Origin of the sequence: Paraburkholderia sp. CNPSo 3272, from assembly GCF_024206495.1 — a bacterium.
Classification (GTDB): Bacteria; Pseudomonadota; Gammaproteobacteria; order Burkholderiales; family Burkholderiaceae; genus Paraburkholderia.
In genome coordinates this window covers 1-13261 of record NZ_JAMBPQ010000022.1, presented here as the reverse complement: position 1 = coordinate 13261, position 13261 = coordinate 1, and the positions used below count along the sequence as shown (strand labels likewise).

Genomic DNA, 13261 nt, shown 5'->3' with positions numbered 1-13261 from the left:
CTTGTGTCGGGTAGATTGAATTGCGTCGAGAAGGTCTAATAAGTGCTTCGCGGAGATTAAAGATGGCAGCAGAGAATTTGCAGCAGCAGGAGAGAATCCCATTCAATAAGCCCTATATGACGGGAAACGAGCTGCATTACATTGCTCAGGCGCACGGTGGAGCTCATCTGGCCGGCGACGGTACCTACACGCGCCTTTGCCATAAGTGGCTGGAGCAGACTACGTCGACTAAGAAGGCGTTGCTCACGCACTCGTGCACTGCGGCACTCGAAATGGCGGCCTTGTTACTCGACATTAAGCCAGGCGACGAAGTGATCATGCCGTCGTACACATTCGTGTCCACTGCCAACGCGTTTGTTCTACGTGGCGCGGTCCCGGTTTTCGTCGATGTGCGTAGTGATACGTTGAATCTGGACGAGAAGAAGGTCGAGGGAGCCATCACAAAGCGTACGAAGGCCATCGTACCTGTCCACTACGCCGGTGTCGGATGTGAAATGGATGACTTGATGTCGATTGCGGAGCGATATCAAGTGGGGGTCGTTGAAGACGCGGCGCAGGCCATCATGGCGAAGTACAAAGGGCGCCCGCTGGGAGTGATTGGTCACCTCGGCGCATACAGCTTTCATGAGACGAAGAACGTTATTTGCGGGGAAGGTGGTGCACTGCTAGTCAATTCCTCGGATTACATGATCAACGCGGAAATTATTCGCGAAAAGGGTACTGACCGGAGTCGATTCTTTCGAGGAGAGGTCGATAAGTACACCTGGCGGATGGTCGGTAGCTCGTTTTTGCCAAGCGAACTGACCGCCGCATTCCTTTGGGCTCAATTGGAGCAGGCGGACGGCCTGACATCGCGGCGCCTAAGATTGTGGAACAGATACCACGAGATGCTTGCAGAACTGGAGGTGCGGGGGCTGCTGCGACGCCCTATCGTGCCGGAGCACTGTGACCACAACGGCCACTTGTACTACGTTTTACTCGCGGAGAGCGTCGACAGACAACGCGTATTGAGCGCACTGAAGGAGGAAGGCATAGATGCCGTATTTCATTACGTACCCCTTCACATGTCGCCGTATGGCCGCGAGACCGGACGCTCGCATGAAAACCTCGGCGTGACTGAGAACATCGCAAGTCGGTTGGTACGACTGCCGCTTTGGCTCGACTTGGCCGATGACAAACAGGACTATGTGGTTGACCGCCTGAAGAAAGTGCTTCTTAAGGTTGCGTAGCGCACCCTATGCGCTTTTCGTGCGGCGGCGCCGATGCGGCGAATGCACCGGGATTCTGGAAGGTTTTTTGTTTGGGGCCTATCGGTGCCTTGGCTGCTAGACGTCGACCTCTTTCTTGCGGACTATCTCGGAAGCGCGTGCGGTTTCCCTGTGTTCGCGGCCTAACCGCTGATTTTTCGGCCGATAGGCTTTGTTGTTCTACTTTGTATGTGTTTTAGCTCGCAAACGTGAGAAATTTTTCAGAAAACACTATTTTGCGAGCTTGCGCTGTGAGCAGCCTGCTGTGCGTATGCGCGACAATCTTCATAACGCTATCACTTAAGCGGGCCGGAGCCACCATCGGGCCTTGGCCGGTGGTCAAAATGTGCATTGGGGCCTACGCGGTGTTGGCTGCGGGAGAGCTTGTCCTATTTCTTGCTCAGGCCCCGCGCATTACAGCCCCTATCGCCTCGGCTGTCTGCATCGGTGTTGCAGCCTTTAGCCTGCTAATGCTCCCGTTGGTATGGGGAGGTGGGCTGACCGCTGACCACGCCTTTGGCATTGTAGCCGCCGGAGTGTGCCTGATTCGCTTGCTAGTGTGGTCGCGTGGATTTCGCGCATCGTATTCGATGATGGACGTTGCAGCGCTGGCGACGTTTGCATTGGTTGCTTACTGGTCGTGCCAGTCGATGATGTCAGCGTTACCTGCACTCGGTGAGGACGGAGTCCTGCATGCCTGGATCGACTACTACATTCATGGCGCACAGATTGCAGAATTTGGGGATCCGCTTGCGGCTGGGCGCGGTAGCGCAATGATGGTGGATGCGCCTCGCGGCTTTTACCACTACGGTGTTTTCATGCTGCCAGCGGCATTTGTGCCGGTGGCGAACTTGCCAGGGCTAGGGGTTGCGACCGCTATATTTCTCCCATTAGGGCTTGTCATCGCGCTGGCGGGTATCTATGCATTTTGTGCGGAACTGAGTGGGTGCGTTTTGGGGGTTGCCTCGACCGTTGCTCTGGCGCTTATTCCGGATCCATCGAGTTATTGGCTGAGAAATGGATTTTTCGGCTTTCACTGGCTGATATTTACGTCCCCGGCGTCTGGATACGCCATCGGCGTTGCCGGGGTCGCATTGATGCTTCTTCTCAAGGCAACTTCGGGGAAGGGGGACTTACGTGTACTTGCGATCTCCGGAGTCTTGCTCGCGTCCCTCGTGATGATCCGGGCACATATGTTCCTGCTTGCTGCGCCAAGCGCGTTGGTCATTGTATTCATTCGATTTTTCCGGCATAAGCTATCGTATATAGTGATCGCAATTGTCATAGCGGCCATCAGCGCGGTTTATGTCATATTCTTCCACCAGCTTGGCCATTACATCTGGATGTCAGAACGTGGTGACTTACTTCGGTTTCTTCACAGCGTATTCCAGGATATGGAACCGACGGCGTATCCGGGGCTTGACGAACTGTTAAGGCAGAAATTCGGTTCGCGCATTGCAACGATGATTGAAGTCGGCCTCGTCCTGGTGGCGGCGTTAGGCATATTTGCATTGTTGTTTCCGCTGGCTGGGGCGATCGGGTGGTTCCGCGGGAGCTTGAACTATCAATACTTACTGCTCGGTACGTTAATCGGGGTTTTCGCCTGCCTGGTTGTATTCGCTCCACAGGCTGCGAACGGCGACGTTTCCGAATACAAACAACGACACTTCGTCTTGCTATATGCAATCGTGGGTGCTGGATCGATCGCGCTGATAGCGCGCGATCTGATCCCATTTCCGACAAAGTGCCTGGACACTTTCAAACCTTGGGGAGGCGGGGCTATTTTCTTCGCCGCCGTTGTGAGCGTATCGCTTGCGCGACCGGTAGACCTCGGGCGACCAGCGTTCCGGTGGGGCAGTGCGTTTTACGATGTGCCTGTCGACGAATGTCTCGTTCGGGCGGCGATGTTCATGCGACAGCACTCCGAACCTAGGGACGTCTTTGCAATCGGCGGCCCGCTGGCGACGAGCATGCTGGTCGATCCCTCGACGATTGTTGTTAGTCTGTCTGATATACCGGCATATCTCGGGCGCCCGGCTCTGCAGATGGCAAAGGGTGGCGCGACACGGGAGCTTGCGATGCAGAGGGCTGCGGATATTAGAGCGATTGACAACGCGCCGACGTGGGACGCTGCTACGCAGATGTTACGGTTGCGCGGGATACGGTGGTACATGCGAATGGATTCGGCGCTTCCAGCGTCGGACCCAAAGGGTCGTGCGGCGCTCATGCGATGTGGACGGGTGACGGTCTATCAGGCGGCAGTCAACTGAATCATGAACTTGTTCAGTGTAGGAAACGATGAATAACTACACGCAAGAATCTGTGTCTGAAAGAGTGTTCCGGCTTACGCTGGTAACGCTGGCTATAGCTTCATGCTTTGTGGCCGTCATACACAACATTCAGACGTACCGCTATGTGTTGGGCGAACGTCAAACGGCCTACAAAATCCTTGCGACTCGACTGAGGGTGCAAGGATACAGTCCACATGATCTTTCGGAAAATCAGCGCCTTCGCCGAGATTTCTACTCGCTTCTTGAAGGCATCGGAGTTGACGGATCAATAGATCGAAAACACACCGCGATTTACATCGACGATGATGACTTTTACCGCGGCCGGTACATCGACAAGCCTCAGGACACGATTCTTGAGCCTTGCGCAATCCAACCCTTCAGTGTTCCGGCTGTGGCTGGGCTGGCACTTCTCAGCGGGCTGAATGCCCGCTCCAATGGCTGCAAATACACGGCATACGGTTATCAATATCTGCCCCAAGCGAGCGGAGGCAAATATGAAGTATCGCAACCATGCGACGTAGCAGATAGAGCGGGCCTTCGTTTTGTGATTGTTATCGAGCGCAAAGACGACGATCTGCAAGAAGCGAGGCTAGACTGTGCGAAACGCTGAATTAATAGACCATTGGACGTGTGAAGAGGTGTCAAGGAAATCGCGCGTAAAGAACTCGGATGCTTATTTGGCGTGCGTTGCTGCGGTAATTGTATTTACGCTTGCCTTGTGTTTTTGCTATGCGGATCCGGCTTTTCACGGCGACAGTATGAGGCCGCTGCTCCATGTAATTTCTTCAATCGCCGCCGCCGCCCTACTCGGGATCTGTGTAACGTTCGAGTCGTCCAGATGGTTCGAAGGCTGGATACAAATGCCCTTGTCGCTGGCAACAATAGCCGGACTAGTAGTGGTGCCAGTCACTCTTTTTCTGACGCCGTTGCAGAATCTGGTCGCGATGACGATTATTGCATTGATGTGTGCCCGATCATTATTTGTTTTTTGCGCAGGGGGTTGGAGAAGAGGCGTTGTGCCGGTCTGCTGCGGGTCACTAATCGGCTATTGGATGTTTCTTCTTAGTTACGTTGACGGATACAAGACTCCGTGGATAAACGAGGCGCTTCTTGCGGGGAAGACTCATGTCGATCTTCTGTTTCAATCGGCAATAGTCAACATGCTCCGTTTTTATGGCGTGGGCTCTTTGGGGGTAGACGGAATTACCCCATTTCCATATCATTTCGGAAGTCATTATCTTGTTGCGGGCGGCTCTACTGCCTTAGGCCTAGATCCTTTGAGGTTTTATTCAATTGCGTTTCCGCTCCTGTTCTGTTCTGCATTTATCACCGTTTTGCTGGTCTTTGTAGAGGCATTCAAACGGCGTGCTTCCGTGTACTTCCCGCATGTTGACGCTGACCGGATCCCGCGAGTGTGGTTCTGGATAATATTTACACTGCTATTTGTAGGAATCATTCCGCCGGACATACAAAGACAAAGTGGCATTTACTATAACGTGTTCCATAGCGAGTCATTCGGACTTGGCGTGCTGGTTGCATATGTCGGGGGTATTTGGCTCTTGGAGGTTGCGCACAACGGAAGGGTTTCAGTTAATAATCCAACTTGGTACGTTATGGCCGCGCTGTATCTCAGCGTGTTGTGTGTCCTTAAGATCAGTGTGGCATTCGTCGTAGCTGGGGTGATGGCGTACGGTGTCCTGCGAGTCTCGTGGGGTTGGAGGCGGCGCGCGTACGCGTTTTGCGCCATTCTCGCCCCCATGTGTTTTGGGCTTTGGCTCACGAGAAGCGATGCGGCTTCGAATAGTGGTCCTGGACTCATGGAAATGCTGAGGCCGTTTGCTTTCTTTCGGGAGAATGTACCCGATAGGTTTCGTTTCGCCTCGGCCGCAGTTTTCTTTGGTCCATTTATTATTTATGCTGTTTTACGTGTTCTGGCATTTGAGCGTATATCGTCATTCCGCGATTGCATCAATAAAATCAAGACTTTAGGATTGTTTGATGTAGAGTTGTTGCTCATTTGCCTGGGTGTTTCGGTGGCGCCAGGCATGCTTATTTCTGTACCCCAAGGTTCCACCAATTTCTTCTCGGAGGTCAGTTATTGGTTCATGCTCCCCATGCTGGCGGTGGCGCTTGCTCACTACATGCAAAGATATTACTGCTTGAGTGCGGTGCCAGCTTTGGCGACGCCTTTTATTTGGCCCTCCCAATCCTTGCTTGAGTCGATCCGGGATCGCGAGAACAGTTACACTTTGATCCGGCTGGTTCTGGCCGTGAGTGTAATTTATTCCAATTCGTTCGCGCTGACTCGGGCGAAGGGTCACATCGATTATTTAACAGCCGCTCTTTTCCCTCTTACGACAGTTGGTAGTCTTGCAATTCAGACGCTCTTCTTCCTGAGCGGGTTGTTTGCAGCCCAGAGCTTGCATCGTAATCCGAATATTTTCAATTTTCTCGGCAAGCGTGCCTTGCGGCTATGGCCGGCACTGTTCGTATGTCTGGTCGTCACTACGATATTGGCCTGTGTGTTTTCAGGTAGGGCGCCGCTTCAACGTTATTTTTTATTCGACGGCGTCTACGACTATATTCTTCAGAACAGCGCACTGCGCCTGACTCCAGGCATTCCGGGTGTGTTTGAGCAGCATGCGTCGACTTTTATCAACGCACCGGTATATGCATTGCCTCTCCTTTCGGTCATGTATGCTCTGGCGGCCTGCTTGAGCCTGCTTGGTTTGATGTCAACTCGCCGACGCGTGATCATTGGCGGGTTGATCTCGCTAGCCTTGATTACGGCTCCGGCACTTCTTCGCGCCCTACCGCTTGAGCTGTTTGAGGCGGGGCATGCCCAGGCAGCGGCGTCGCTGTTTCTCGTTGGCCTGATCGCCTATGGCGCCGCGGGATGGATTCGGCCCGCATTGTGGCAGGGGATCGTGCTAGCGTTGTTCATGATTAGTTCAGGCGGCATGATTCAAGGAGCACTGTTGTCTGTGTTGGCGATATGGGTCATCGTCTCCCTCGGGCAGTCCCGGTTCGTCCGGCGAATATACCGACCGTCGGAGGACCTCAGCTACGGCGTTTTTCTTTACGGCTGGCCGGCCCAGCAACTTGTCCTCACAGTCCTTGGCCCGGATATAAACCCTTATTTGCTTACCCTGACGGCTCTTGCCGTCGCCCTGGCCTTCGCCAAACTGAGCTGGTTCTTTATTGAGTCCCGTGCAATTTGGCTGGGCAAATTTGTGGCGCAGAGCGTCAGCGAGACTCCTCTTGCCACGAAACCACTGCGCCTCGGTTGGGCCGTCGGGATTGGTACGGTATTACTGATTTGCCTGCTCATGCAGGTGCTGACGGCGCGGTACACTTTTGTGCCAGTGTCCTCACTTGCGGTGAATATTGTTAGCTTTGGGCCGACTGAAAGCCGCGTTGGCGAGAAAATCAACCCTCAGCCGAACGGCGATTCGGCAATATGGATAAGGGTCGACGGCACTCCGCCTAGGGGTAGCGAGGTTGTCCTAGATGGGCACCGGCTTGTGACGCAGATCGAGCCGGGGCTCGCCACTGCAAAGGTGAGTGATGACATATTGAATACGCCGGGGGCGAAACGGCTATACCTTGAGCGTCGCTTCGTCGACCACGTCGAAAGATCCAACATTGAGACACTGACTATCGGCAAATAAGCCTCGTTATATAGAGCGCTGTTTGAGGGCGTTCGCAAAAAAACGAAGTTCGGCCTCGAAAACTGTGGCCTTTAAACAGTCTGCCTTGAATTACCGTCAGGGCCTCGTGCGACGGTGCTTTAAAGCTGAAATGGTGTTGTGGAGTTTGCAGGAGCCAAGCACATTAACGCGTGAATCCTGCGTTTTTTTGACGAGGTGCAGATGTGGCCGAAGATGCATGTGCCGGAACAAGATTTTGTCCGGCAACTGCTGCGCGAGCGCTTAGTGTGTTGCGCAAAGGGCGACCGGCGACATCATCGAGGCTGATCGACGGAGCACTGTTGCTGTATCTGCAGTACGCAATTAACCTGTCCGACGAAGAGGTCCACCGGTGAGACGTATTTGCAGGCCGGGCCGTCGATCGCCCCGTCGAGCCTGACACCCTGGCGCAAGCGGCTGGCTGAAGTCAGACTTGAATAGTTGTGCGCCGTACGATAGAAGCGGAGAAGCGGAGAAGCGTGCCGGCGTGACCAGGGCTCGGGCGTGAAGCGCGTTATTGTCGACACAACGGTTACGGAAATGGCGATTGTTGACCACGACGACGCACAAGGAGGTCTGCTTGTTGGCATGCGCTTGATCCCTGGCAATTCTACGACGGTTACACGTTCGCGGAGGCCTTGGGCAGGCAGCAATCCGTATGACGCTATGAAATACGCGACGGATTGCGCTTTTAGCTCGGCACCTCTTTGGGTGGAATCCTTCCATACGTTGCCGATGTATTACCAGTAATACGGTTGGTCCGAGGAAAACTCAGAAACCAATAAATTTGCCCCATCTTTTACTGACTGATCGGCCCGTGATCGGCAGCCGCACAAACTCTTTGCATGGTACAGTTCACTTTTATGGGGCCAACACTGGCCGTCACCACGTTTGTACAAGGGCCCGGTACTATTGTAGAGGGCACTGAATTCTAGACGGATGGATCCCAATGGAAGTAGTTGTGCGCGTTCTCCCGACGGTTTTGCTGGTGGCATATAGCCAGGTTATCGTCAAGTGGCGCATCGAGAATCTGGGTCGGCTACCAGGTGCGGAGTACACCGGTGTGCTCAAGTACGTGAGCTACTTTCTTGACCCTTTTATTCTCTCGGCATATGTCGCGGGCCTCGTGGGCTCCCTTGCTTGGCTAAGTACTGTGTCGAAGTTACCGCTTGCTCAGGCGTTTCCGATCTATCAAGGATTAACCTTCCTCATGGTCGTCGCGAGCAGTGCTGCTTTGCTTGATGAGCCAATGAATACACCAAAGTTGCTCGGGGCGGCACTGATTCTCGTTGGTGTCGCAGTGGGGGCACAAGGATGACCGTGGGCACGGTGTGGGACCCCAATTCGGCAGAGTTATGTCTCCGCGACCTTCGTCATATTGTTCAGGAAGTTTCGCCGCAACTCTTGGGGATCTTCGAAGAGTATGCGGCGGAGGCGCGGTTTGGCCGAGGGTTGATCGAGGATGATCTCGCCGGACTTCCGAGGGGGGCAAGAGTTTTGGAGGTCGGGGCAGGCTCTTTGATGCTCAGTTGCATCTTGGTTCGGGATGGCTACGCAGTGACCGCTCTCGAGCCCGTGGGTAGCGGCTTTTCGCACTTTACAGAACTTCAGTCGATCGTTGTCAGCTATGCGTCACAGCAGGGCATCATGCCGACGCTTCTCCAGGTTTCCGGTGAGGACTTGGAAATCCAGGACCATTTCGACTACGCGTTCTCGATAAATGTGATGGAGCATGTAAGGGATGTCGCCCTGGTATTGGAGAAAGTACGGGCTTCCCTGAAACCGGGCACCGTTTATCGCTTCGTATGCCCAAACTATGCGTTCCCGTATGAACCGCATTTCAACATTCCCACGTTGCTGAGCCGGTCATTGACCGAGAAGGTCATGTCGCGCTGGATTTTTGAGTCCAAAAATGTTGTCGACCCAAATGGCACGTGGGCGTCGCTGAACTGGATCAGTGTGGGACAAGTTCGTCGGATCTGTCGGCAGCAACTGCAGACAGAAGTTGAGTTCAATCGAGCTACTTTCAAAACGTTCCTTGGGCGCACACTTTCCGACCGATTGTTCCAAGCCCGTAGGGGCCCGCTGCTTCGCTGGGTAATCACGGCGTTGGACCGTACGGGTCTGCTAGCCGCCGCCGCGTTGATTCCTGTTGCAGTACAGCCCATCATGGATTGCCGGGTATTGCGGGCATGAGGCTCAGTATCGAATTTATCGGCTGAGTGAGGCTTTTGCGTTTCGGCACTCGGTGGGGACTGGGCGATGACGTCCTTAGCGGACACTGAATTATCCAAAGTTTCGCGACCACGAAATTCACCACCATTCCCGCGACAGCCCGCAGCCACGGCCATCTTCGGCAAGGTCGGGCTACGCGGAACGATAAATTCGCCTCTCGAAAAACATCTAGCTAGCTAAGGGCAGTAGACCAGGCTCCTTCGGCCAAGCAGCCGGTCCAGCAGAGTGTGTCACGGGGAATTTGATCGCGCCATCTAGCGAACTCGACGCGTTCTCCAATCGATAGCGCTGACGGCTGGGGCCCATTTGTAGCCCAGATATTTCCTGATCGCAGGGTCCTTCGGCGCAGGTGCGCCGGTGCTAGCGAATGCGGATGGAATGTCGACTTGTTGCGCCATAAACGGTAGCCCGATTACGTGATTGACCGCTCTGCGCACACGGCTGGACATGTTAATGCCTGCTCGATGGAACAACATGGCATCCAGAACTAAAAACGATCCGGCGGGAGCTGCGATCTGCTTTTCAAACTTGGATACGAACTTTTCGGTTGGGAATTCTTCTATATGATGCGTTCCGGGTAATACCAAGGTCGCGCCGTTTTCGAATGTAAAATCGTCGAGGCACAGTAGCGCGTTGATAGCGAGCGTTTTGGAGCTTGTCCAATGCTGATACGCTAGATCACGATGCCACGCTGCCTGTTGATTAGCGCGGTCATGTCGATTGATGATCCCGTTCTGTTGCAATAACACGAACTCGTGACCAAGCACCTTCGTTGCAAGCCGCATCAGGGCCGGCGATGTGGCGACTTCCACGAACCGTGGCTCGTATGACAATACACATCTGGCGGTGTCCGCATCTTTCATTCGAAGAAGCTCGTCCTCGCCCCCCAATTCCTGAGCCTGACTCTTGTAGACGCGCTCTAGGTCGTCCTTGATAACATCAAGGAATTCCGGGGTAAAGCCGCTGTCAAGTATCGCGTATCCATTTACGCGGAGCTCGACCGCGACCTCTTCGATAGAGTCTTCGGCCAGCATGCGCGAAGAAATGCCGTAGACACTGAAGTTGGCGCCGGTTGACATGTGTATTTCGTTGCGGAAACGGAGACTAGAGATGATATCACTCGCAATCCGTGGTCCGGCGCCCCCGATGCTACCTTTGGCCGAGAAACCGTTCGCCGCGCGCTACCCGTGCCCGTTGTCATCAACGTCGCCAGCCTTCGTACTGGGCGGACTATGACACGGTAGCCGTGCCATAGTCGTGACGGGCGCCCCGTAGGTCGACCGCGGCTACTCCGCATCTCAACGCACCAAGAAAAGTGAGCATATGGAGCTCTTTCTGCTCTCAGCGCGTCGCGCGTCTTCCCGGCTAGAATGCCTCGTGACACCAACAGGCAATCAAGCGACTGCACCGAGCAGCTTCTGAAGATCTGTCGATCCGGGGCAACAGTGAAGCGCTGCGAGTGCGTGCTGTCGTCTCAACGCTCTTCGATCACCCGAAACTATTTCACTGAGCGGCGTCAGAAGTAAACTTTCAATGTCGAAAGGTTTCTGGCATTCATGACATGCAACCGAAATGCAGGTCGCCCGTCGCGTGGTCGGAACGTTGGCTACGTATTTCGGCGAACCCGAAAGCGGACTTCAATTGAAGTCGAACAGGGTTTCCAGAAGAAGATGAACAACCACTGTGTGCTCGAACTTGAACGATTTCAGAACATTCCGGAATTGGTGTTCGGGAGCCCGAAACGTGTGTTCATCTTCCCAGAAGTGGTGCTCAGCCTGCCGAAAAGATTGTTTACACGCAAAAATGCGTGTTCGGTGGGCTGAAACGAAAGGTATGATTTCGTTTGGTGGTAAGAGCATGGCTCAATCGGCCAGCCGTCGAGACTGCCGAGCAGCAGATTTGCTCGATTGCCTGTCGCGCGATTGCAGTGCGCTTCCCCGCGCATCGCGATATCAAGGGCCTCGACTTCGCAATTGCATTCCATCGGCTACGGGCCGGATAGAATTTCGCCCGAATCTGTTTGGAATTCCGATATAATGGCGGCCACCGACATCGTTGGTCTATTCTTCGCTGGCCGGTCAAGGCGCCACGCATTCCGCAGTGTGTGGGGCCTTTTCGCATTTGGTATCATCTGGCCATTCTGCTCTTCCATGTAATTTCCGCCATGCCACAAGCTGCGACGTTTTCAACGACGCCAGGCCAATCCCTCAGGCTCGCCGACATTCTCGTCCGCGGATCGAACAATTTCGACCTTGTCAGATTAATAGCCTCATTGGCGGTTATCTTCGGGCACTCTTTCTATCTGTTCCCAACCGGTGGTTATCAAGAGCCGGTGACGATGCTGGTCGAGCGCAATTTTTCCGGAACGCTATCAGTAGGGACATTTTTCTTTATCAGTGGCATCCTTGTAACGCAGAGCTTTGACCGAAATCGATCGCCATTCCGTTTTGCACTCATGCGCCTTGCGCGTATCTTACCTGGCCTGTTCGTTTGCATCGCCGTGCTCTCATTTATTATAGGTCCTGCCGTTTCAATACTGCCCCTGTCAGAATACTTTAAGCAACAAAGCGTTTACTGCTATTTGGGCCAGAATTCGACACTGATTTGGGTATTCCCTTCGTTGCGTTCGTGCAATTTGTTGCCAGGGGTATTCAATTCAAACCATCTCCCATCCGCGCCGGCTGGTTCACTCTGGACGCTTGGCCCCGAAGTCGCATGTTACACATATGTGCTTGCCGCTGGCTGTCTAGGCTTTTTGCGCACACCAATTCGCCTCGGGCTCTCGATCGCGGCAATTCTGGTGCTCCATGCAGTAGTGCCGCGAGCCGTACCGTATTTTTCTGATGACCACTACACCGATGCTCTTAAGGTGGGGCTTTTCTTCCTTGCTGGCGTAGCGGCATATGCAGTGCGCGACTTGCTTGTTATCAGGGGCCGCTATACGGTTCTTCTTGTGATCGCTGCTGCGATCCTTCAGGGAACGCGAGTCCAGGAGTATGCCCTATATGTCGCATTGTTTTATTTGGTTCTGGTTGTCGCAGCATCACCGACGCTTCGCCGCGTCGTACTCCCAGGTGACTATTCTTTCGGCGTCTACATTTACGGCTGGCCGATTCAGCAGTCCCTCAACCACTTCGCACGAACGATTACTTCATACCCAAGCAACCTCGTTTCTCTGCCGCTCGCGCTCCTTGCTGGTTACATCTCGTGGACGTTGGTCGAGAGGCCGGCGCTGAATGCTGTTCACCGCTTGGTACAGCGGAACCGATTAGCCACCAATCCCGCATACACCCAATCGAAGCTCATGCGGGAACGCTAAACGTCTGCAGTGGCATCGAAGCACCCGGGCGCGGGCTCGTCATGACGCAGGTGCTAGCGGCGGTGCGTGAGTTTGGTCTGCTTCTATACTGCTTGCGGTGCAGGCTGCGCCCGACTCTCGACACCGTGCGCCCCAGGGATCCGCATGGGCTCAGCCGACTGAAAGCGCCAGTGGAAATGCGCATGCGCAAGGCGATGGCCACGAATTTTCGACTGACCGAAGAACCTAGTGGTAAGCGGCCAGCGATCCCGTGTTGACGAACGAGGTTAGGCGATTGTGGGTTTCGGTTGCCACCGATGCGGCAACAACGCGGCGATGTCGCTGGCCCTGTGCGTGGGCAGACGCGTGAGGATGTCCTTGAGATACGCGTGCGGGTCGTGCCCGTTGAGTTGTGCCGAGCGGATCAGGCTCATGATCGCAGCGCCACGCTGCCCCGCTCGCAGTGAACCTGCGAACAACCAATTGGCCCGACCGATGGCC

General features: G+C 54.4%; 9 protein-coding genes and 1 pseudogene. 8 read left to right on the top strand and 2 right to left on the bottom strand.

The window, feature by feature from the left end; genetic code table 11:
* Nucleotides 1-62 precede the first annotated feature (62 nt).
* The 7 genes and pseudogenes from rffA to M3I53_RS24045 all read left to right on the top strand — a co-directional run bounded on the left by rffA (nt 63) and on the right by M3I53_RS24045 (nt 9423).
* Nucleotides 63-1229 (top strand): dTDP-4-amino-4,6-dideoxygalactose transaminase, encoded by a 1167-nt coding sequence (gene rffA / locus M3I53_RS24075; protein WP_254318356.1) that lies wholly within the window; start codon nt 63-65, stop codon nt 1227-1229.
* A 608-nt stretch (nt 1230-1837) separates the two neighbouring features.
* The gene (locus M3I53_RS24070) at nt 1838-3517 is read left to right on the top strand and encodes a hypothetical protein (RefSeq protein WP_254318355.1); all 1680 of its coding nucleotides are present in this window, start codon (nt 1838-1840) and stop codon (nt 3515-3517) included.
* Nucleotides 3518-3545: 28 nt separating this feature from the next.
* Nucleotides 3546-4148 carry a hypothetical protein gene (locus tag M3I53_RS24065; protein WP_254318354.1) on the top strand — a complete coding sequence of 201 codons (603 nt, stop codon included), beginning with the start codon at nt 3546-3548 and terminating at the stop codon, nt 4146-4148.
* Between the two features lie 28 nt (nt 4149-4176).
* Complete coding sequence (locus M3I53_RS24060) at nt 4177-7209, top strand: acyltransferase (protein ID WP_254318353.1); 3033 nt, start codon at nt 4177-4179, stop codon at nt 7207-7209.
* A 266-nt stretch (nt 7210-7475) separates the two neighbouring features.
* A pseudogene (locus tag M3I53_RS24055) lies at nt 7476-7797 on the top strand (IS5/IS1182 family transposase); the annotation flags it as partial.
* A gap of 379 nt (nt 7798-8176) precedes the next feature.
* Nucleotides 8177-8545, top strand: a complete 369-nt coding sequence (locus tag M3I53_RS24050) for a hypothetical protein (protein WP_254318352.1) — start codon at nt 8177-8179, stop codon at nt 8543-8545.
* A complete protein-coding gene (locus tag M3I53_RS24045) occupies nt 8542-9423 on the top strand; it encodes a bifunctional 2-polyprenyl-6-hydroxyphenol methylase/3-demethylubiquinol 3-O-methyltransferase UbiG (protein ID WP_254318351.1) in 882 nt (293 codons plus the stop codon). The genes M3I53_RS24050 and M3I53_RS24045 overlap by 4 nt, the downstream gene beginning before the upstream one ends.
* 293 nt (nt 9424-9716) lie before the next feature.
* Here the strand turns inward: M3I53_RS24045 and M3I53_RS24040 are convergent, their stop codons facing one another.
* Nucleotides 9717-10541 carry a phytanoyl-CoA dioxygenase family protein gene (locus tag M3I53_RS24040; RefSeq protein WP_254318350.1) on the bottom strand — a complete coding sequence of 275 codons (825 nt, stop codon included), beginning with the start codon at nt 10539-10541 and terminating at the stop codon, nt 9717-9719.
* Nucleotides 10542-11482: 941 nt separating this feature from the next.
* On the opposite strand from M3I53_RS24040, the gene M3I53_RS24035 reads away from it, so the two are divergent.
* A complete protein-coding gene (locus M3I53_RS24035) occupies nt 11483-12781 on the top strand; it encodes an acyltransferase (protein WP_254318349.1) in 1299 nt (432 codons plus the stop codon).
* 266 nt (nt 12782-13047) lie between these two features.
* Here the strand turns inward: M3I53_RS24035 and M3I53_RS24030 are convergent.
* The coding region (locus tag M3I53_RS24030) for a transposase domain-containing protein (protein WP_254318348.1) at nt 13048-13261 on the bottom strand (214 nt) is incomplete at its 5' end.

Excerpts from the sequence above, each read along its gene's own strand:
- rffA (WP_254318356.1), top strand. The coding sequence starts at position 63 with ATGGCAGCAGAGAATTTGCAGCAGCAGGAGAGAATCCCATTCAATAAG.
- M3I53_RS24070 (WP_254318355.1), top strand. The coding sequence starts at position 1,838 with ATGATGGACGTTGCAGCGCTGGCGACGTTTGCATTGGTTGCTTACTGG.
- M3I53_RS24065 (WP_254318354.1), top strand. The coding sequence starts at position 3,546 with ATGAATAACTACACGCAAGAATCTGTGTCTGAAAGAGTGTTCCGGCTT.
- M3I53_RS24050 (WP_254318352.1), top strand. The coding sequence starts at position 8,177 with ATGGAAGTAGTTGTGCGCGTTCTCCCGACGGTTTTGCTGGTGGCATAT.
- M3I53_RS24045 (WP_254318351.1), top strand. The coding sequence starts at position 8,542 with ATGACCGTGGGCACGGTGTGGGACCCCAATTCGGCAGAGTTATGTCTC.
- M3I53_RS24040 (WP_254318350.1), bottom strand. The coding sequence starts at position 10,541 with ATGTCAACCGGCGCCAACTTCAGTGTCTACGGCATTTCTTCGCGCATG.